Raw genomic sequence first — 21,125 nt, forward strand, 5'->3', positions numbered from 1 at the left:
AACGCTTGCTCCTACGTGCGGCCCGCTCGCTGGGGCTCGGGGTTCCTTCGCTGCGGGATCGATCCGGGCGCAGCGCCTACGGTTTGCTTCGCTGCACCTCCTCTCGCTGTGTTTGGCTGCGCCAAACGGTCGCTGCGCTCCCACGCCCGGATCAATCCCTCCACTCAGCCTTCCGACGTCGCCCATGGATCAAGATCAAAAGCAGGCGAGCTGACACTCGGCCTATTGAGTGGTGAAGAGCGGGTGTTCGGCTTTGGATTTGAGGTGGATTTTCCCCTCACCCCAGCCCTCTCCCGAGGGAGAGGGAGCCAATTTGTGGGCTTTTCAAAATCTGAGTTCGACTCGGTATCGCATGTCGGCGAAGCTCTCCCAAACATCTCAGTCAGCCCCTCTTTCTTGGGGGGTGAGGGGCTGATTTGTTTGCTTTTTAGAGCCTGAGTTCAGCGCGGTATCGCACGTCGGCGTAGCTCGCCCAATCACCTCGATCAGTCCCCTTTTCCTCATGGCGAGGGCTGATTTGTTTGCTTTTCAGAGCCTGAGCTCAGCGCGGTATCGCACGTCGGCGTAGCTCTCCCAAACACCTCAATCAGTCCCCTCTCCCTCCGGGAGAGGGCTAGGGTGAGGGGCTTTTGATCTGGCTTTTGATCTGGCTTCGGCTTTTGATCTTTTGCCCCATCGGCAGGCCGAGCGGAGGTGTTCATCCGGGGGTTAGGCGCGCAGCGCCGTGCGGCGTAGCCGCATACATCGAGAGGAGGTGCAGCGCAGCAAACCGTAGGCGATGCCCCCGGATGGACACCGTAGCGAGGGAACACTGAGCCTCAGCGAAGTGCCGTAAGCCGGGGCAAAGCCTTTTGGGTTACCTTTTCGGCGTTTGGAAAAGGTAACTCGCTGTAAGAGCGAAATCGCCAGCGGCAACACCCGCAGCAACGGATATGCCCCCAAAACCCAAAGAGCATGGTCGGCCCGAAGGCCGCCAAGACCAACAGGCGAAAAAAAGCCCCGCCAAAGCGGGGCTCTCTCACATCACACCCAATCAGAAATCAGCCTTGACCGACATCACGAAGTTACGCGGATCACCATAGAAGTTACCGAACCCTTCGGTACCAATGGTCGAGTAGTAACGCTTGTCAAACAGGTTGTTCCCGTTAAGCGCCACCGACCAGGTGTCATCGATACGGTAGCCAATGCGACCGTTCCAGACCGCATAACCGGCGCCATCAATGTTGTCACCGCCCAAAGGCGAAGTCCGGTAGTTGCCCGTCTGCGCGTTGACACCCGCACCGATCGTCACGCGATCCAGCGGCCCGCTCAGGCTGTAGTCACCCCAGACACGCAGCAAATGGCGCGGCACGTAGGAGTTGTAGACCACGCCATCCTGCGTGGCGTCGGCATCTTCCAGCACTTTGGTCTGGGTGTAGGTGTAACCGGCGAGCAATTGCAGGCGATCAATCACCTCACCGCTGACTTCCGCTTCGAAGCCCTGCGCGCGAACCTTGCCGGAGTTGATCGAGCAAGAACTGTCTTCGCAACGCGGGTCATCCTGGGCGGCATCTTTCTGAATGGTGCGGAACAGGTTGAAGGAGCTGTTCAGACGACCGTCGAACCACTCACCCTTGATCCCCAGCTCGTAGCTCTGGCCAACCAATGGCTTGAGGGTGCTGCCATCGATGGTCTTGTAAGCGCCTTGCGGGGTGAAGATGTCGGTGTAGCTGGCGTAGGCGGTCAGGTTGTCGTTGAGGTCGAACAGCACACCGGCGAACGGCGTGACCTGGCCGGTTTCGGTGGACTTGGTGTCGACCTGGGTGCCTTCGCCACGGAAGTACTGCACCGAATCGGTGTCGGACTTGTACCAGCTGACACGGCTGCCCAGTACCAGGGTCAGCGGATCAGCCAGTTTCAGGCGGGCGATCGAGTAGGCGCCGTATTGCTTGATGTGCATGTCCACCGGGCCGCCACGGGAAGCGTTGGCCAGGTAGTAGCTTTCGTCCGGTTGCGGGATGTGGTGGTTCGGGTCGAGCACGTTCTGCCGTTGTGGCAGCGCGGCGACGGCGTAGAAGTCATCCTTGTGCGAACGGCTGGCGTTGGCGCCGATGGTCAGTTCATGTTGCTGGCCGAAGGCGTCGAATTTGCCGTCGACATAGGCATCGAAGCCGTAGTCGCGCTGGTCGTAGTCGTAAATGCTACCCAGCATCAGCGTATTCGAAGCCGTGGCACCGACCGGCACTGCACCGCTCGGGAAGGCGTATTCCATGTCCTGGGTGTTGCGCGAATACACCCCGGCGACTTTCAGCGACCAGTCGTCGTTGAACTGGTGTTTCAGGTCGGCGAAGTAGGTGGCGCGTTTGCTGCGCTGGTTGTTCCACGCGGTGTTCAGGCAGGTGGAGCGCTTGAGGTGCAGGTCGGATCCGTCGGCGTAACGCGGCAGGCCGCCCCAGCATGGCGTAGCGTCGACGTCTTCCCAGGCGAAACCCAGACCCAGGGTGGTGTCGGGGCTGAGGTCGAAGTCCAGGGCGCCGTAGTAGATCTGGTCTTTGCGGCTGGCCACGTCATAGAAATATTGACGGGTCTGTTCGGTGACCACGGCGCGACCACGGATGGTGCCGGAATCGTTCAGCGGGCCGCCGGTATCGACCTGGCCACGATAGTTGTCCCAGGTGCCTGCCGACAGCGAGAGCTGCGTGTGCGCAGTGTCCTGGCCGCGTTTGCGTACGAAGTTGACGCCACCGGCGGTGCCGCCTGCGCCTTTCATCATGCCGGCTGCGCCACGCAGAACTTCCACGCGGTCATAAATGGCCATGTCGCTGTTGAAGCTGTCGGCCTGCACGTAGCTGCTGCCGATATCCAGCGGCACGCCGTCGTACTGGTACTGGCCAGTCATACGGAAGCCGCGGGAGTAGAAATACTTGCCGCCCATGGGCGAGTCATACACGGTAATGCCCGGGGTCTTCTCCATCACCTGTTCGATGGTGTTGAGGTTCTGGTCATCGAGCATCTTGCGGGTCATCACCGTGACCGACTGCGGGGTTTCCTTCAGCGAGTGCACGCCCTTGCCAATGGTCACGCCGCCGGTGGTGTAGGAGTTGCTGCCCTCGGTGGTGGCACCGAGGCGGCTGGCGTTGACGTTGGTCGGGGCCAGTTCCATCGCGCTGCCGGTGGCCGGGCCGAGCACGGTCACGGTGTTGCCGTCACGCTGGTAGCGGATGCCGGTGCCGTTAAGCATCGCCTTGAGTGACTCGTCGTCCTGGTAGCGGCCGTTGAGCGCGGTCGAACGCAAACCTTGCAGGCTTTCCGGACTGTAGATGATTTGCAGGCTGGTCTGCTGGCCAAGGGTTTGCAGTGCCTGGGCCAGTGGCTGCGACGGGATGTTCAGGGTCCATTCCTGGGCCTGAACATACGGCGCTGCCGTGAATGTCAGTGCCAGACCAAGGCCAGTGCCGGCCAGTCGAGTGCGTGTCGCGCCGTGCATCAGCAGGGCTCGAGTCAGAGGGCGAAGCATGAAACGGGATGCGGACATGAGGTTAAGACCTTGGCAGGTATAGTTGTTAATGGTTCTTATTCATCTCATTAAGACGAGGAAGCCGCGGCAAACCGGAAAATTATTTTTCCGTCCCGGCCGCGGCCTCGTCGATCAAGCGGTTTGCAGTTCGCTCTTGACCTTGCCGGCCTCCATGCGCACCAGTTGATCGGCGACGTCGAAGTAACGGTCATCGTGGGAAATGACGATGATGGTCTTGCCCAGACGTTTGAGGTCAGGCAGCAACTCGGTGTAGAAAATTCGCCGGAACGTCGGGTCCTGATCGGCCGCCCATTCATCGAACACCAGCACCGGCCGCTCTTCGAGCCAGGCATTGACCAGGGCCAGGCGCTTGCGCTGGCCGGTGGACAAATCGGTGGTGCTGAACGCGCCGTCGCGCACGCTGACCTTGTGCGCGATCTCCAGACGTTCGAGGTAGCGGGTCGCGTCCTGCGGGACTTTGCGGTCGCCCTGAATCAGATCGTCGAACAGGTAGTAGTCGGCAAAAATCGTCGTGAAATTCTGCCGGTAGTCATCGCGATTAAGCGCGGTGATCGGCTGATCGTTGACGCGGATTTCGCCTTCGGTTGGCGCGTACAAGCCCAGCAGCAGTTTGATCAGCGTGGTTTTGCCGCAGCCGTTTTCACCGACGATAAACACGATGTCGCCCTGTTCGATGCGCAGGTTGACCGGCCCCAGACGGAACGGTTCGCTGCCTTCCACGGGTGGGAAGGCGTAACGCACGTTGTGCAGTTCCAGGCTGTTGACCGCACCGGGTTTCTTGCCCTGATCCTCCAGCAGCAGATGCGGTTCGGGCGAGGAGAATTGCTCGCTCAGTTCGGCGATGCGGCGGAAGGCAATCTGCGCACGGCTGATGATCGGCAAGGTGCTGACCAGGTGCTCCAGCGGCCCCTTCATGTACAGCAGCACCAGGACGAAGCCGCTCATCACTGCTTTGTCGCCGCTGGGCCAGAAGGATTGCAGGGCCAGGGCCATGCCGATGACCACGAAGAACAGCATCGAACCGAAGGACTTGGCGATGACGAAGGTGTTGATGGATTTGATCTGGGTGTCGCAGATCTTCTCGGCGGTTTTTTGAATCCCGGCGACAAACATGCGCTGGCGACGCGGGCGATGAATGCGCAGTTCCTTGGCGCCCTCGGCAATCGCGTTGTAGTGCTTTTGCAGTTCATCCTCAGAGTCGCGTGCGGCGTAGAAACCGCGCATGCCCTTGGCCCGGGCAATCGCCTGAATGGTCGTACCGATCGCAATCGCCACCAGCATCATCAGGAACATCGGCCAGGACAGCAGCGCCAGATAGCCGAGGCAGCCGAGGGTAACGGTCATGGAAATCGCCAGCGGGGCGAAGGCGAAGGCGAAGTCGCTGATGGTGTCGACGTCGTGGGTCAGCACCGGGATCAAGCGATGGCTGCGGTAACGTTCGATCTGGTCGATCGGCGCCGACAGGACTTTCTCCCCCAGCTCTTTGCGCAATTTGGCGATGATGTGCTGGCCGACGTAGTTGGTGCCGATGTCGGACAAAATCGTCGTCAATAAGGCCAACGCACAGAGGCCAGCGAAGATCATTACCACGGTGCGGGTCAGGCCGTCGTCGGAGTGCAGGGCATTGTTGATGGTCGCCAGCAGCACGGTGACGCTCAGGCCGCCGATCATGCCGAGCACGATGGACACAGAGACGATCAGGCGGAAGGGCTTGAGCAAGGCGAACAATTCGTTGATCGCCCCACGCGTAGGCTTGGTCATGGAGGATTCCTGCTTCGGTGCGGAGGGAGTGCCGGTACTTAAGGAAAACGAATGGTCACGGACTTTCTTTAAACGACCGCAGGCGGGGCTGCGGTCGGGATGGGCAGGATCAGAGGTCGCGCACTACGCGAAACCCGAGCCAGTCGCCTTTGCTGGTCGGCCAGCTGCTGTTGCGGTTGCCGGAGCGCGAGAACACCGGCGCCTCGCCCCAATCGTTGCCGCGCATGACCTGACGCTCGCAGTTTTCCTGGGTCCATGGGCGACCGTCGTTGGGTACGCCGGAGTAATCCTTGTGATAGCAGTCGGCGGTCCATTCGTAGACGTTGCCGTGAGCGTCGTAAACGCCGAAGGCATTGGCCGGGAACGTCCCGGCAGGGGAGGTGAAGTTGTAACCGTCGGCGGCGCCATAGGTGTTGGCGTGTTTGGAGATCTGGTAGTTGTTGCCTTCATCGAACGGGAAAGGGAAGGGCCCGGTGCTGCCGCCGCGTGCGGCGTACTCGCGGATCGATTCGCTTTGCAAGCGATAGGCATGACCGGTTTTTTTCGACAACCAATCGATGTAGCCCTGGGCTTCGGCGACGTTCATGCACACGGCCGGGTCGCGGGCGGTCTGTTTGAATTCCGGTTTGCCGGCGGTGCAGCGGCGGCCCGGGCGATCATCGAAGTCGTAAGGCTTGTTGCCGGTTTCGCGCACGTACGCGTCCCACTCGCCGACCAGCACCTGGAAGCGGCTGATGGCGAAGGGTTTGCTGAAGGTCACTGCGTGGCGCGGGCCTTCGTCCGGTTCGCGGCCGACTTCGTCGTCCGGGGTGCCCATGGTGAAGGTGCCGGTCGGCAGCACGACCATTTCCGGGCAGTCCTTGCAGTCCTTGAACACTTTGCCTGGCGCCGGCACTGTCGCCGCTTGAGCTGCGCCGGGCAACAGGCCGGCGCACAGCGCGGTCAGGGCCAGCGCGGGCAAGGCCTTGAAGGTGAAACAGGCATGGGGCTTTTTCATGAGTCGTCTCTGTGAAAAGGAAACTGGAGTCGAGGGATCAGGCGCGGCGTTTTTTACCGAGCAGGGCCATGAAGCGGTCCACTTCGGCTTCGTTGTTGAGCAGGCCCGGCGCGGTGCGAATCACCGGGCCGACATCGCGGCTGACCGCATCGCAGATCACCCGGTTTTGCATCAGGTAGGCGGCCACTTCATCGCTGTCCTGACCCTTGGCCCGGAAGAAAGTGAAACCGGCAGAAAACTGCGGATCGAGCGGAGTCACCAGCTCGATGTTCGACTGTTCTTGCAGACGCTGCTTCAGGTAGCTGTTGAGCTGATGAATGCGCGCCTGAACGTCAGCCTTGCCCAGTTGCAGGTGCAACTTGAACGCTTCGTCCACCGCCCAGCGATGCTCGAAAGCGTGGTAACCGCCCGGGGTCATGATCGTGGCGAAAGAAGTGGCTTCGGAGAATGTCGGCACACTCGGGCTGACGTATTTCAGCTCTTCGCTGCGGCTGCACACGATGCCGGTGCCGCGCGGACCGAACATCCACTTGTGGGTGCCGGCGATAAAGAAGTCGCAGTTCATCTGCGGGAAACTCAGGTCGTCGACACCGAAACCGTGCACGCCGTCGACCACGTAAATCAGCCGATCCTTGTCGTCGCGTTGACGGTTGTGTTCATCGACCAGCCGCGAGATAGCGCTGATCGGCAATTTCACACCGCTGCCCGAATGCACCCAGGTCATGCCGAGTACGCGGGTCTCAGGGCGAATGTTGCGGTTGATCGTGTCGAGCACCTGATCCAGGGAAATGCTTTGCGGGTTGTCGAACAGCCTGAGTTTGCGCACCCGGGTGCCATCGCGGCGGCTGCGGAAATCGAGAATGTTGCGGGTGGAATAGTGCTCGTGCTCGGTGGTGAGGATTTCCTGATCCGCGCGCACTTGCACGCTGCCATAAATCATCGCCAGACCTTCGGTGGTGCTACCGGTGAGGGCGATCTGGCCGGGCTTGGCTTGCAGGTATTGGCCGGCCCAGACCCGCACGTTGTGCTGCAATTGTTCGTTGCTGCCCTGATCCCAATCCATCGCCAGTCCCGGATTGCGGTCGAGCGTGGCGCGATGGCGTTCGATGGCTTCGCGCACGGGTTTGGGGTGCGAGGTGATCAGGAAGTTAGCGAAGTGAATCGCCTGCGGGTCCTGATCGAACAGCTGGCGCAATTGCGTCCATTTGTTCGCGGAGGCCACGGGCGCGGCCATGGCTGGCGCCGCCAGACTGGCGCCGAACGGCAGAGCGGCCGCCAGCACGCCGGCCTGTTTCAGAAAGGTCCGGCGGTCAGTCATGGCTTGGCAGTGTCCTGACGGGAAATCAGTGCCGGTTTCGCGGATTTCTGTACCTGATCCCAGACGCGCATAAAGTTGCCGCCCCACAGCTTGGCGATGTCCGCTTCGGAGTAGCCGCGCTGTATCAATTCGGCGGTGACGTTGCGGATTTCGCCAACGTTTTCCCAACCCTTGATGCCGCCGCCGTCGTTGAAGTCGGACGAGATGCCGACATGGTCGATACCGATTTTGCGCACGGTGTAATCGATGGCGTCACCGAGATTCTTAAGGGTGGCTTTCGGCTCTTCTTCAAGGATGCCGTAGAGGCCGCTGGCGTACTGGCCGAGTTTTTGTTCCGACCAGGCCGTGATGATCGGGTCGCCCGGCATCAGCGCCATGGCCAGGTTTGGCAGTGGCGGCAGATCGAAGCGTGCGCGCAGGGCATTGAGTTTGTCCTGCGTGCCCTGAGTCAGCGGTTTGAGGTACTGCGAGAAGCCGACCACCTGAACCACGCCGCCGCTGTTCTTGATCAGCTGCAATTCCTTGTCGCTGAGGTTGCGCGGAATATCCACCGCCGCACGCGGCGCCGAGTGTGAGGCCACCAACGGTGTGCGGCTCAGCTGTGCAACCTGTTCCAGGCCTTTGGTCGACATCTGCGAAACGTCGATGATCACGCCCAGATCGTTCAAACGCTGCACTGCTTGCTTGCCGATATCGGAGAGACCGTCGAGGGCGTCCGGCGAGTCATTGAAGAACGGCAGCGGCCGCGAGGAGTCCGCCCAGCTGTTGTTGCCGATGTAGCTGAAGCCGAACATGCGCATGCCGCGTCCGGCCCACAGGTCCAGTTTGCTCAGGTCGTTGCCCAGCGGGTAGGCGTTGAGCATGCTGATGAAAATCGCAAACTTGCCTTCGCCATGCAAGCGGCGGAAATCATCCGGGGTGTAGGCGATGCCGACCTGATTGGGGAAGTCGCGGACCATGCCGGTGATGATCTTGTAACGGACTTCCTGTTGGTTGCGGGCCTCTTCGACAAAACCTTCGGTGGGGCGATGCGGGGCGTTCGGGCCGTTCCACATTTCCGGCCAGCCGAACACCGTCAGCGCAGCGCCCGACAAGCGCCCGCGGTTGGCCTTGATCAGGTCGAACTGGCCGGAACCGTCCTTGTCGGCTTCGTTGCCGTGGGCGCCGAAACTCAGCGGTACGGTGATGTGGCTGTCGAAGGAGAGAATGCGATCCTGCAACTCGGTCGCCTGTTTCATCACCTTTACCGGGTAGCCAGGGTTGTCCCGAAACCAGTAATCCCAGGCCAGAAACCCTGCGCCGGCGCTGATCGCCAAGGCCAGCGGCAGGCCGATAAATAGAGCCTTTTTCGAACGCGGTTTTGTCATTGCCATCTCATTCAGGTTCGCCGTCGAGGTGCAGGCGCAGGGGCCTTTGCTATCTGGGAGGAACGAGTGGCCGGGCGGGTAATTTAGTCGCGCGCAGGAAAAGCGCTGACGGCGCGTAGCGATCTTTTGCCGGGGCCGTAAATTTCCCCGGCGAGCAAACGTTCTAGCTTGGATAAAGCCTGCTTCATGGCTGACACAGGTAGGGCAATGACGATCTCTCGACGCTGGTTCATGGCGGGCATGGCACTCACGGGCGCCGCGCTGCCTGCCGCTTTTTATGCACATCGTGAGCTGACCCGCGAGGAGTTTCCGATCACCCCGGGCGAGGCTACGGTCGATCTGGCCGATACCGCCGGACAGCAGTTGGCGGACAACCTGCGCGGCGTCTGGGATATCCGTTTCAGCGGATCTGCGGCCGGGCTTGATGGCTTGCCACGCTACGGCCTCGAGTTGTTTCTCGACATTGCCCACCGGGGGCGCGGTTTGCGCGGGTTTCTCGATACCGGTGCCAACCTGCGCTCAGAAGCGCCTGCGCGTTACCAAGTGATCGGCGATCTGGCGCCGGGCAACGGCGCCGAAATGTACTGGCGGCTGATGCGCACCGATGCGCCGCAAGCGCCGCCGGTCTACGAATTCAAAGTCAAACTCGACGAAGTCTGGGCGGCGTTCGGCAATGCCGGCAGCGGCACGTTCACCGGGCAAGTGTTGCGCCTCGATCGGCCGTTGGCGCTGCCTGAACTGGACAATCATTTCATCGCCATCAAGCGACGTTTTCCCGAGGCCCGCGAACGCACCGGTTTGAACCCGACGCTGTTGGCGTGGCTGGTGGCGCCGGAACATCGCCTGTTCCACCAGCTCTGGCACGCCAGCCGCGACAAGTGGCACAAGCTCTCGGAGAAAAAACGCGACGCCCTGCGCGGTATTGGCTGGCAACCCGGCCCCCGTGACAAGGAGCGCGATGCCCGAGGGCCCAGCAAGGATCGTAACGGCTCTGGTATCGATTTTTTCTTCATGCACCGACACATGCTCGGCAAGGCCCGTTCGATGCAGGATTTGCCGTCATGGCAGGCCTTCCCGATGCCGCAGCCGGAGCTGGAGCGTGACCGCCAGGGCTTCGCCCGTTACTTCGACAATCACGACGGCGATGCACTACCACCGACGTGGCTGACTGAAGGTGACGACGAGTACACCAAGTGGGTCAGCGATATTAAAGCGGCCGAGACCTATCACAGTAATTTCCAGGTGTGGGAATCGCAGTACCGCGACCCGCGCTACCTGGCGAAACTCAGCCTCGGCCAGTTCGGTTCGGAAGTCGAATTGGGTCTGCACGACTGGCTGCACATGCGCTGGGCGTCGGTGGCGCGGGATCCGTCCAACGACATTCCGGTGCCGATGGCGCGCGATCAGGCAGATTTTGCCGCGCGCTGGTATGCGCCGGAAAACGACTTTCTCGGCGACCCGTTTTCCTCGCACGTGAACCCGGTGTTCTGGCGTTTCCACGGCTGGATCGATGATCGCATCGAAGACTGGTTCCGCGCCCACGAGCGCTTTCACCCGGGCGAAGTCAGCCGGCTGGAAGTCAACGGTGTGCCGTGGTTTGCGCCGGGTCGCTGGGTTGAGGTCGATGACCCGTGGCTGGGGCCGGACACCCATGGCTGCAGCACCGTGCCGGGGTTGCAGATCGGGCGCTCGGTGGAGATGGATCCTGAGACGATGAAGCTGGCGTTGCGCATCACCTTTGGCGATGAAGACAACATGGCCGACCTGTTCCGCAAAGTGCCGCAGCGACCGTGGTACGCGCGGCATCTGAAAGTGAAAGGGCGGCAACTCTGAGCGCAAAAAAATCGCAGCCCGGTGCTGCGATTTTTTTTGCCTAGGGATCTTGGTTGCCTGACCTGGCGCCTTCGCGAGCAGGGGGCTTTGTAAACGACGCAGATCCAATGTGGGAGCGAGCCTGCTCGCGAAGGCGTCAGTCCAGTCGATAATTTTCGCTCAGATAACCTGCCAGCCCCCGCCCAGCGCCTTGTACAGGGCAATGCTCGCCTGCAGTCGCGACAAGCGCAATTGCACATTCATATCCTGCGCCGCATACAAGGTGCGCTGGGTTTGCAGCACCGTCAGCAAGTCTTCGGCACCGGCCTGGTAGCGGCTCTGGGCAATGTCGAACGCGGTCTGCGCCTGGCTCAGTTCTTCGCTTTGCCACTGGCGCTGTTCGTCGAGGCCGCGAATGCTGCTCAGGGCTTTTTCCACGTCAGCGAAGCCATTGATGATCGCCCCTCGATAGGTTTCCAGCAGTTCGTCCTGACGCGCCTTGGCCTTGTCGCGCTCGGCGCTCAGGCGGCCGTTGTTGAAGATCGGCGCGGTCAATCCGGAAGACAGGTTGTAGAACGTGGTGCGCAGCAGGTCCGCCGCCAGATCGGCGCCAGTGCCGAGGCTGGCGGTCAGGGTGATTTTCGGCAGCATGGCGGCGCGGGCCACGCTGACGTCAGCCTGGGCCGCCGCCAGTTTGGCTTCGGCGCTGGCGATGTCCGGACGCCGGCTCAGCAAATCGCTGGGCACACCACTGGCGATGTTCGGCCATTGCAACTGTTCGAATGACTGTTGCGGTGCCGACAATGCCTGCACCGGTTGGCCGAGCAGGGCGGCGAGGGTGATCAAGGCTTCGCGGGCCTGTTGCTGCACCAGTGGCAATTTGCGCTGCTGTTCCGCTACCAGGCTTTTTTGCTGGGCCAGTTCCAGCGCGGTGGCGCTGCCGGCGTCGAAGCGGGTTTGCACCAAGTGCAGGACGTTTTGCGCGTTGGCCAGATTGAGCTCGGCAATGCGTGCCTGTTCGCGCAATGCCAAGGCCTGCGTGTAACTGTTGGCGACGCCGCTTTGCAGGGTCAGTTCGACGGTGGCACGGTCGAATTCGCTGGCCTGTACACCGAACACGGCGCTGTCGCGCGCCGCGCGTTTGCCGCCCCAGAAGTCGATTTCGTAACTGGCGCTCAGCTCGGCGTCGTAATAATCCAGCGAGCGATTGTCCGGGCTGACGTCGAGTTGGCTGTAGCCTTTGCCGTGCAACAGTTTCTGCCGGTTGGCATTGAGACCGGCCTTGATTTCCGGGAGCAGCGGGGCGCCGGCAATCGTCGCGCTGGCCTGGGCTTGCCTGACCCGCGCAACAGCGGCGCCGAGGTCATGGCTGCCCAGTCGCGCCTGTTCGACCAGTCGATCCAGCTCGGGGCTGCCGAACTGGGTCCACCATTGGCGGTTGCTCTGCACTGCACCAGGCTGCTCAGGTGATTGCCACGCGGCCGGTGGCAGCACGCCGCTGTCGGGGCGTGGCGCAGGGCTGTTGCAGGCCGCCAGCAACAGGCTGGCGGCAAGAATTGTCAGTGGCGCTTTCATAGGTCGATCATTCACTGGTAAGGGCCGTGACCGGGTCGAGCCGGGCAGCCTTGCGGGCAGGCATGAAGCCGAAGAGGACGCCGGTGGCCAGCGCGCAGGCGAACGCACCGATGACGGCCAGCCATTGAAACGCGATCGCCACGCCGCTGAACAACAGCACGCCGCCGACCAGCATCGCCAGGCTGATACCGGCCAGGCCGCCAACCACCGAAAGCATCACCGCTTCGGTGAGAAACTGGCGCAGGATGTCGCGCTGACGCGCGCCCGTGGCCATGCGGATACCGATTTCCCGGGTGCGTTCGCGCACCGTCATGAGCATGATGTTCATCACCCCGATACCGCCGACCAGCAACGAGATCGCGGCGATGGCGCCGAGCATCAGCGACAGCGTGCCCTGCGTGCGTGCTTCGGCTTGAATCATTGCGGCGTTGTTGGTCAGTTCGAAATCCTTCTTGCCATTGTGTCGCCGCAGCATCGCCTGTTCGATCGCCTGCTCGGCGTCTTTGACTTTGCGTGCGTCCTTGGCGGCGATCACCACGTATTCCGGATTACGGCTGCCGAACAGGCGCGTGCTGGCCGCCGAGTAGGGCACGGCGATGCGGTTGTCGCTGTCGGAATCGCCGGAGCTCGACCCTTTTCCGCCAGAACACCGAGCACCTGAAACGGCACGTTTTCGATCAGGATGTATTGGCCGATCGGATCGGCGACATCCTTGAGCAGCTTGTCGCGCACCTTGGTGCCGATCACCGCCACGGCGGCGGCGCTGTCTTCATCGGCCTGGCTGAAGTAACTGCCCTGAACCACCGGCCAGTTGAAGATGCTCGGGAAATTGGTGTCGTTGCCACCGACGTAACTGCTGTGGTCGGCATTGCCGAAACGCACGCCAGCGGTCGAGCCGTTGACCGGCATGATCCGCTCGACCTGGGGCAGGGCGGCCAGTTCGGCGACGTCGTCGAGGGTGATGATGCCCGGTGGTGTGCGCGGATTGGGTGCGGCGCCGCTGAGGTAGATGATGTTGGAGCCGAAGGCGCCCATTTGCGCCATCACCTGGCGTTTGCTGCCTTCGCCCACCGCGAGCATCACCACCACCGAGGCCACGCCGATGACGATCCCGAGCAGGGTCAGCGCGGTGCGAAAACGATTGATCCACATGACCCGCCACGCCGCTTGCACGGCGTCGACCAGTTCAGCTTTCCAGGCGCCGGTCTGGGTGCTGCCGCTGCTCAGGCGCTGGCGCAGATCCACCGCTTGCAGGGCGCCGGGGTTGGCGCTGCGCGGTGGGGCTGACGGGTGTTCGGCGGTGTCGCTGATGATCAGCCCGTCACGAATTTCAATGATGCGCTTGGCTCGTTGTGCGACTTCGCGGTCGTGGGTGATGAGAATCACCACATGGCCCTGACTGGCGAGCTCATCGAGCAGGGTCATGACCTCGGCGCCGCTGTGGCTGTCGAGGGCGCCGGTGGGTTCGTCGGCGAGGATAATGTGGCCGCCGTTCATCAACGCCCGGGCAATCGACACCCGCTGTTGCTGACCGCCGGAAAGCTGATGCGGACGGTTGCCGGTGCGGCTGCCCAGGCCGAGCCGCTCCAGCAAGGCGCTGGCGCGCGCGTGGCGTTCGGCGGCCGGGGTACCAGCGTAGATGGCCGGCATCTCGACGTTTTCCTGGGCAGAACCGGACGGAATCAGGTGATAACCCTGGAATACAAAACCAAACGCTTCGCGGCGCAGCCAGGCCAGTTCGTCAGTGTCGAGTCGGGCGACGTCTTCCCCGGCGAAGCGATATTCGCCGCTGGTAGGGCGGTCGAGGCAGCCGAGGATATTCATTAATGTCGACTTGCCGGAGCCGGACGCCCCGACGATGGCGACGAACTCACCGGCATGAATCGACAGATCAATGCCGCGTAATACTTCCACCAGCGGGCTGTCATTGCCGCCATAGGATTTGCGGATCTGCCGCAGGTCAATCAGTGGCGTTTGCATTCAGCCTCCGCTGCCGGTGGCCGGCGCGCTGAGAATGTGATCGCCTTCGGCCAGGCCTTCAAGCACTTGGGTGCGCAAGCGGTCGCTGATGCCGGTGCGCACTTCGCGGGGCTGGATTTCGCCATTGGCGGCGACGATCTGCGCCCGTTGCCATTGTGGGCGTGAGCCGGGTTGCAGGGCGGCGCTGGGCACGGTGAGGGTGTCTTGCGCCTGTTGCGCCACAAAGAACACCTGCGCAGTCATGTCGGTCATCAGGCTGTTGTCGGCGTTGTCGACGTCGAGCAATACGGTGTAGAGCACCACGCGTTCGCTGCCGCTGCGACCGCTGGTGGGGCTGCCACCCTGATTCTGTTCGAGCGGGCGCGGCGGCACCGGCAGAATTTGCCGGACGGTGCTGCTCCAGCGCCTACTGCCGCCGCTGAGCGTGGTGAAGTAGGCGGTCATGCCGGGTTTGACGTGGCCGATGTCCGCTTCGGAAACCTCGGCCCACACGGTCATCGGCGAAAGCCGGGCGATGCGCAGAATCAGCGGGGTTTGCTGCTGCGCGTTGAGCGTCTGGCCTTCGCGGGCGCCGACGGCGACGACGGTGCCGCTCATCGGCGCATAAATACGCGTGTAGCCGAGCTCCGCTTCATCACTGCGCAGGCTGGCTTGAGCCTGGCGGATCTGCGCCTGGAACATGTCGATGCGTGCCTGCGTGGCGCGGACTTCGGCGCGGGCGGTCTGCACGTCTTCCTCACGGGTGGCGCCACCGGCGGCGAGTTTCTGCTGGCGCTGGTATTTCTGTTGCGCGAGGTCGTGCTGGGCGCGTTGCTCCTGCAACTGTGCCTTGAGGTTTTCGATGGAAAACCGCCCGGCATCCAGTTTGGCCTTTTGCGTGGAGGGGTCGATCTCTACCAGTAACTGGCCTTCCTTGACCGTGTCGCCAGCCTCGACATGAATCTTCTGGATCTGCCCGGATGCCTGCGCACCGACGTCCACATAACGACGTGGCTGCAACGTACCCAGTGCGGTCACGCTGTTTTCGATACTGCTACGCGTCACCTGCACCGTGGCGAGGGCGTCGCGCCCGGGCGGCAGGACTTGCCACGCGGCAACGGCGATCACGGGAATCAGGCAAAGGGCGGCGAACAGGGCGCGTCGGGCGGGGCGGGGACGTTTCATGCAGGGTTCCGGCCAGTGGAATCGGCCCGTCATTCGGCCAGTAAACAGGCGTGCAGGGGCGCTGAACGCTGTCGCATGGCACGACAGATACGGGGAGCTGTCCTGTAAACGATGAATGCACAAGGGAATTTAAGCGCCGTACACATCAAGTAACAGGTAGCCAGACGCGACTATTTGGGGCGGATGTGGAAACAACTCTTTAAATCTATATGAGAATTACTATAAATTACGCACCTCACGTTGCCACTATCTTGCTACTGCGTTTGCGGCGGCTGGATCAGTGTGCTCAAGGACAGGAACTGCATCGATGCGGTCGGGAGTCATGTTGGAAAACTACTATCGCGAGCTGGTGTGTTTCCTTAACGCCAAGCTGGGCAACCGTCAGGTGGCCGAAGATGTGGTGCATGACGCTTATGTACGGGTACTGGAGCGTTCCAGCGACACACCGATCGAACAACCGCGGGCCTTCCTTTATCGCACGGCATTGAACCTGGTTATCGATGATCATCGGCGCAACGCCTTGCGCCAGGTCGAATCGCTCGATGTACTGGACAGCGAAGAGCGCTATTTCACCCCGTCGCCCCACGGCACCCTCGACCACGGTCAACGTCTGGAGATGCTCCAGCGCGCGTTGGCCGAGTTGCCGCCGCGCTGCCGGGAAAGTTTTCTGCTGCGCAAGATCGAAGGTCTGTCCCATCCGGAAATTGCCGAGCATCTAGGGATTTCCAAGGCGTTGGTGGAAAAGCACATCGTCAACGCCATGAAACATTGCCGCTTGCGCATCAAACAATGGGACGCCCATTGATCCTTGCTGGTTAAATTTCCGTTCATCGTCCTCGTTCCTACTCAACAGACGACCTGCTGACCTGATTCAGGCCGGTCAGGCCACCCAGGCTTTATCCCCGCGTTGAGGGGTTCATCCAGAGGACACTGGAAATGACACAGGCAATTGCATCGCCCATCGTTCACGACCTGATCGGCGTCGGTTTCGGCCCTTCGAACCTGGCACTGGCCATCGCTCTGCAAGAGCGCGGCCCGACCCAGGGCGAGCTGGATGTGCTGTTCCTCGACAAACAGGCCAACTACAGCTGGCACGGCAACACCTTGTCGACGCAGAGCGAGTTGCAAATTTCCTTCCTCAAGGATCTGGTGACCCTGCGCAATCCGACCAGCCCGTACTCGTTCGTCAATTACCTCAAGTATCACGGTCGTCTGGTCGACTTTATCAACCTCGGCACCTTCTATCCGTGCCGCATGGAGTACAACGACTACCTGCGCTGGGTCGCCGGGCAGTTCACCGAGCAGAGCCGTTACGGCGAAGAAGTGCTGACCATCGAGCCAGTGCTGCACAACCACCAGGTTGAAGCGCTGCGGGTAATTTCCCGCGATAGCCAGGGCCTGCAACATGTACGCACCACCCGTTCGGTGGTGGTCAGCGCCGGTGGCACACCGCGTATTCCGGAGGCGTTCAAAGCGCTGAAGGGCGATAGCCGCGTGTTCCACCACTCGCAATACCTCTCGCAAATGGCCAGGCAGCCGTGCGTGAACAATCAGCCAATGAGCATCGCGATCATCGGCGGCGGGCAGAGCGCGGCGGAGGCCTTTATCGATCTGAACGATTCGTTCCCGTCGGTGCAGGTCGACATGATCCTGCGCGGCTCAGCCTTGAAGCCTGCTGACGACAGCCCGTTCGTCAACGAAGTGTTCTCGCCGGAGTTCACTGATCTGGTGTTCCAGCAGAACAGCGTCGAGCGTGAGCGTCTGGTCAACGAGTACCACAACACCAACTATTCGGTGGTCGACATCGACCTGATCGAGCGCATCTACGGCATCTTCTATCGGCAGAAAGTCTCGGGTGTTGCCCGCCACGCGTTCCGTACCCTGACCACCGTCGAGAAAGCCAGCGCCACCGAAAACGGTATCGAACTTGCCGTGCGCAACAACGCCACCGGCGAAGTCACTGTACGCAATTATGACGCGGTTGTTCTGGCCACCGGTTACGAGCGGCAGATGCACCGCAAACTGCTGGCGCCGCTGGAAGAATACCTGGGCGATTTCGAGGTCGATCGCAATTACAAACTGATCACCGACGAACGCTGCCAGGCCGGCATCTACATGCAGGGCTTCTGCCAGGCCAGCCATGGTCTGAGCGACACGTTGCTGTCGGTGCTGCCGATTCGTGCGGACGAGATTGCAGGTTCGTTGTATGAACACGGCAAGAACCGTGGGCATCGGTCGATGGCGGATTTGTTGTTGGCAACTGCCAGCTAACGCCGATTTCCAGGCCAGATCATTCCCACGCTCTGCGTGGGAATGCCTCAACGGACGCTCCGCGTTCGGCCTTCGATAGGGACGCGGAGCGTCCCGGGTTGCATTCCCACGCAGAGCGTGGGAACGATCATCCTGAACCCTTCCTGAACATCCCCCACATTCCCCGACACACTGCCTTTTGCGGGTTTACTCTCCAGACATCGGGGCGTAAGCTTCGCGCGTTTTCATCAATAGCGGAGACCCACAGTGGGTACTTGTTCGAGTGACAGTTGTCGGCCGGTCTCGGTAACCGGCAGATTCTCGGCAAGATAACGCGCAGCCTTTCTCTGCCGTTGTCTCGCCGTAACAGCGAGCAGCGGCATCCCGTGCATGACCCGTCCTGGGCCATGTCTGGACGTTCCTTCTCATCGACGCTGAACAGAGCGTGATTTCGACTACACAGTCGTGATCGCAGCCCTATCGACACGCCTGTCGTTTCTGACCGGCGCGCCAGGCCTTGCCGTGCCGGTTTTTCCGGTGGACGAGGCGCGGCCGTACCTGCTTGACGGTTTCCCGGCTGACCATAGGGGCAACAGCCATGAAACTTACGCTCAAGGAATTCTTCGCAGGTTTTCTGCGGACCCGCCACATCGCCCGGCACTTCCGTCGTCTGGCGCTGCTGGAATCGATCAACGACACCACGGTCAGCCGTGAAGTCCCGCCGACTTTGGCCAACACCCTGGTCGATGCCGCGCATTGCGACAGCGGTGTGTTGCTCTCGTCATTGGGCACGCACTCCGATGGCCTCACCGATTTCGAAGTCGATGCGCTGCGTGCGCAATACGGCCTCAACGAAGTCGAACACGAACAACCGCTGCCATGGTGGATTCACCTGTGGCACTGCTACAAAAACCCGTTCAACTTGCTGCTGACGTTGTTGGCGGTGATCTCGTGGCTGACCGAAGACCTCAAGGCCGCCGTGGTGATTTTCTCCATGGTGGTGCTGTCGACGTTGCTGCGCTTCTGGCAGGAAAGCAAATCCAACCAGGCTGCCGACGCGCTGAAAGCCATGGTCAGCAACACCGCCACGGTGATGCGCCGTGACGCCCCACGCAGCGAATTGCCGATCAAGCAATTGGTGCCGGGCGATCTGATCGTCCTCTCGGCCGGTGACATGATTCCTGCCGATTGCCGCGTGCTTAGCGCCAAGGATCTGTTCGTCAGCCAAGCGGCGATGACCGGCGAATCGATGCCGGTGGAGAAGTTTCCGCGTCAGGCTGATCGCGACACGCGCAATCCTCTGGAGCTGGACAACATCCTGTTCATGGGCACCAACGTTGTCTCCGGCACGGCGGTGGCGGTGATTCTCACCACGGGCAACAGCACCTATTTCGGTGCGCTGGCCCAGCGTGTCGGCGCAACCGATCGCGCGGTGACTTCGTTCCAGCAAGGCGTGAATAAAGTCAGCTGGCTGTTGATCCGTTTCATGTTCGTGATGGCGCCGCTGGTGCTGTTCATCAACGGTTTCACCAAGGGTGACTGGACCGAAGCATTGCTGTTCGCGCTGTCGATTGCCGTCGGCCTGACCCCGGAAATGCTGCCGATGATCGTCACCTCGACGCTGGCCAAAGGCGCGGTGTTCCTGTCGCGTAAAAAAGTCATCGTCAAACGTCTCGATGCGATCCAGAACTTCGGCGCCATGGACGTGCTGTGCACCGACAAGACCGGCACGCTGACCCAGGACAAGATCTTCCTCGCGCGCAATGTCGATGTCTGGGGCGAAGACTCCGATGACGTGCTGGAAATGGCTTACCTGAACAGCTACTACCAGACCGGCCTGAAAAACCTGCTCGATGTCGCGGTGCTGGAACACGTGGAAATCCACCGTGAACTGAAAGTCGGCACGGCGTTTCGCAAGGTCGACGAGATCCCGTTCGACTTCAATCGTCGGCGTATGTCGGTGGTGGTCGAAGGACGTGGCCAGCCACATCAGTTGATTTGCAAAGGTGCCGTGGAAGAAGTCTTGGCGGTGTGCAGCCGCGTGCGTCACGGTGAGGTCGATGAAGCCTTGAGCGATGAATTGCTGACCCGGATTCGTCAGGTCACCGCAGCATTCAACGCTGAAGGCTTGCGCGTGGTGGCGGTGGCCGCCCGCTCGATGCCTGAAGGTCGCGAGATTTATAGCCTGGCCGATGAACAAGAACTGACGCTGATCGGCTATGTGGCGTTCCTCGATCCCCCGAAGGAAAGCACCGCGCCGGCGCTCAAGGCCTTGGCCGAACATGGCGTGGCGGTAAAAGTGCTGACCGGCGACAACGAACTGGTGACCGCGAAAATCTGCCGCGAAGTCGGTCTGGCTCAGCAGGGTTTGCTACTGGGTAACGACGTTGAACGCATGAGCGATGCCGAACTGGCGGTTGCCGTAGAGACCACCAACGTCTTCGCCAAACTGACGCCGTCGCACAAGGAGCGCATCGTGCGCATCCTCAAAGGCAACGGCCATGTGGTCGGCTTCATGGGTGACGGCATCAACGACGCTCCAGCCCTGCGCACCGCCGACATCGGTATATCCGTGGACAGTGCGGTGGACATCGCCAAGGAAGCCGCCGACATCATCCTCCTGGAAAAGAGCCTGATGGTGCTGGAGGAGGGCGTACTCGAAGGGCGGCGCACCTTCGCCAACATGCTCAAGTACATCAAGATGACCGCCAGCTCCAACTTCGGCAATGTGTTCTCGGTGCTGGTCGCCAGTGCGTTCATTCCGTTCCTGCCGATGCTGCCGATGCATCTGCTGGTGCAGAACCTGCTCTACGACATTTCGCAGATCGCCATTCCATTCGATAACGTCGATGAGGACATGCTGAAAAAACCACAACGCTGGCAGCCGGGTGACGTCGGGCGCTTCATGCTGTTCTTCGGCCCGATCAGTTCGATCTTTGACATCACCACGTTCGCCTTGATGTGGTACGTATTCGATGCCAACACCCCGGATCACCAGACCCTGTTTCAGTCCGGCTGGTTCGTGGTCGGGTTGCTGACCCAGACGCTGATCGTGCACATGATCCGCACGCCGAAGATTCCGTTCCTGCAAAGCCGCGCGGCCATGCCGCTGCTGGTCATGACCGGGATCATCATGGCGGTCGGCATCTTCCTGCCGATGGGGCCGCTGGCGCATTACTTCAAACTGCAGGCGTTGCCATCGCTGTACTTCGTGTTCCTGCCGGTGATTCTGCTGGCGTACATGGCGCTGACCCAGGCAGTGAAAGGGTTCTACATCCGCCGGTTCGGCTGGCAGTAATGCTGCCCCCTGTAGGAGTGAGCCTGCTCGCGATAGCAATCGGTCAGTCAACATTGCAATGACTGACACACCGCTATCGCGAGCAG

Annotated in this window: 11 protein-coding genes and 1 pseudogene; 4 read left to right on the forward strand and 8 right to left on the reverse strand. The window is 61.3% G+C overall.

The features are described from left to right. Nucleotides 1–1,033: 1,033 nt before the first annotated feature. From ACOYXH_RS06300 to pvdM, 5 genes are all read right to left on the reverse strand, one after another. Nucleotides 1,034–3,514 carry a TonB-dependent siderophore receptor gene (locus tag ACOYXH_RS06300; RefSeq protein WP_176471252.1) on the reverse strand — a complete coding sequence of 827 codons (2,481 nt, stop codon included), beginning with the start codon at nt 3,512–3,514 and terminating at the stop codon, nt 1,034–1,036. A 114-nt stretch (nt 3,515–3,628) separates the two neighbouring features. Next, on the reverse strand, nt 3,629–5,278 hold the full coding sequence (locus ACOYXH_RS06305; protein ID WP_460063784.1) for a cyclic peptide export ABC transporter: 1,650 nt from the start codon (nt 5,276–5,278) through the stop codon (nt 3,629–3,631). Nucleotides 5,279–5,387: 109 nt separating this feature from the next. Then, entirely contained in the window at nt 5,388–6,275 is an 888-nt protein-coding gene (gene pvdO / locus ACOYXH_RS06310) for a dihydropyoverdine dehydrogenase (protein WP_095047692.1), read from the reverse strand. 37 nt (nt 6,276–6,312) lie between these two features. Next, nucleotides 6,313–7,593, reverse strand: coding sequence for a pyoverdine-tailoring periplasmic protein PvdN (pvdN, locus tag ACOYXH_RS06315; protein ID WP_460410383.1), 1,281 nt, complete (start codon nt 7,591–7,593; stop codon nt 6,313–6,315). After that, a complete protein-coding gene (gene pvdM, locus ACOYXH_RS06320) occupies nt 7,590–8,960 on the reverse strand; it encodes a pyoverdine-tailoring dipeptidase-like protein PvdM (RefSeq protein ID WP_460410384.1) in 1,371 nt (456 codons plus the stop codon). Before pvdM ends, pvdN begins: the two co-directional genes overlap by 4 nt. A gap of 207 nt (nt 8,961–9,167) precedes the next feature. Between pvdM and pvdP the strand changes: the two genes are divergently transcribed. Further along, nucleotides 9,168–10,793, forward strand: a complete 1,626-nt coding sequence (gene pvdP, locus ACOYXH_RS06325; protein ID WP_258709516.1) for a pyoverdine maturation tyrosinase PvdP — start codon at nt 9,168–9,170, stop codon at nt 10,791–10,793. A 159-nt stretch (nt 10,794–10,952) separates the two neighbouring features. On the opposite strand, the gene ACOYXH_RS06330 is transcribed toward pvdP, so the two are convergent. From ACOYXH_RS06330 to ACOYXH_RS06340, 3 genes and pseudogenes are all read right to left on the reverse strand, one after another. Next, nucleotides 10,953–12,347 carry an efflux transporter outer membrane subunit gene (locus ACOYXH_RS06330; protein ID WP_099758504.1) on the reverse strand — a complete coding sequence of 465 codons (1,395 nt, stop codon included), beginning with the start codon at nt 12,345–12,347 and terminating at the stop codon, nt 10,953–10,955. A 7-nt stretch (nt 12,348–12,354) separates the two neighbouring features. Further along, nucleotides 12,355–14,327 (reverse strand): annotated as a pseudogene (locus ACOYXH_RS06335) (MacB family efflux pump subunit). Beyond that, nucleotides 14,328–15,491: an efflux RND transporter periplasmic adaptor subunit gene (locus ACOYXH_RS06340; RefSeq protein WP_095047687.1), complete on the reverse strand. Its 1,164-nt coding sequence runs from the start codon at nt 15,489–15,491 to the stop codon at nt 14,328–14,330. A gap of 322 nt (nt 15,492–15,813) precedes the next feature. Between ACOYXH_RS06340 and ACOYXH_RS06345 the strand changes: the two genes are divergently transcribed. The 3 genes from ACOYXH_RS06345 to mgtA all read left to right on the forward strand — a co-directional run bounded on the left by ACOYXH_RS06345 (nt 15,814) and on the right by mgtA (nt 21,039). Next, the gene (locus ACOYXH_RS06345; protein ID WP_042704912.1) at nt 15,814–16,296 is read left to right on the forward strand and encodes a sigma-70 family RNA polymerase sigma factor; all 483 of its coding nucleotides are present in this window, start codon (nt 15,814–15,816) and stop codon (nt 16,294–16,296) included. Nucleotides 16,297–16,427: 131 nt separating this feature from the next. Next, complete coding sequence (locus tag ACOYXH_RS06350; protein ID WP_095124842.1) at nt 16,428–17,762, forward strand: lysine N(6)-hydroxylase/L-ornithine N(5)-oxygenase family protein; 1,335 nt, start codon at nt 16,428–16,430, stop codon at nt 17,760–17,762. 577 nt (nt 17,763–18,339) lie between these two features. After that, entirely contained in the window at nt 18,340–21,039 is a 2,700-nt protein-coding gene (gene mgtA, locus ACOYXH_RS06355; protein WP_095047685.1) for a magnesium-translocating P-type ATPase, read from the forward strand. Nucleotides 21,040–21,125: the final 86 nt, after the last annotated feature.

This window comes from Pseudomonas sp. Mb7 (assembly GCF_054790525.1).

Coding starts and splice junctions, on each gene's coding strand:
- pvdO (WP_095047692.1), bottom strand. CDS start 6,275: ATGAAAAAGCCCCATGCCTGTTTCACCTTCAAGGCCTTGCCCGCGCTG.
- ACOYXH_RS06330 (WP_099758504.1), bottom strand. CDS start 12,347: ATGAAAGCGCCACTGACAATTCTTGCCGCCAGCCTGTTGCTGGCGGCC.
- ACOYXH_RS06345 (WP_042704912.1), top strand. CDS start 15,814: ATGTTGGAAAACTACTATCGCGAGCTGGTGTGTTTCCTTAACGCCAAG.
- pvdN (WP_460410383.1), bottom strand. CDS start 7,593: ATGACTGACCGCCGGACCTTTCTGAAACAGGCCGGCGTGCTGGCGGCC.
- ACOYXH_RS06340 (WP_095047687.1), bottom strand. CDS start 15,491: ATGAAACGTCCCCGCCCCGCCCGACGCGCCCTGTTCGCCGCCCTTTGC.
- ACOYXH_RS06305 (WP_460063784.1), bottom strand. CDS start 5,278: ATGACCAAGCCTACGCGTGGGGCGATCAACGAATTGTTCGCCTTGCTC.
- ACOYXH_RS06350 (WP_095124842.1), top strand. CDS start 16,428: ATGACACAGGCAATTGCATCGCCCATCGTTCACGACCTGATCGGCGTC.
- pvdM (WP_460410384.1), bottom strand. CDS start 8,960: ATGACAAAACCGCGTTCGAAAAAGGCTCTATTTATCGGCCTGCCGCTG.
- mgtA (WP_095047685.1), top strand. CDS start 18,340: ATGAAACTTACGCTCAAGGAATTCTTCGCAGGTTTTCTGCGGACCCGC.
- pvdP (WP_258709516.1), top strand. CDS start 9,168: ATGACGATCTCTCGACGCTGGTTCATGGCGGGCATGGCACTCACGGGC.
- ACOYXH_RS06300 (WP_176471252.1), bottom strand. CDS start 3,514: ATGTCCGCATCCCGTTTCATGCTTCGCCCTCTGACTCGAGCCCTGCTG.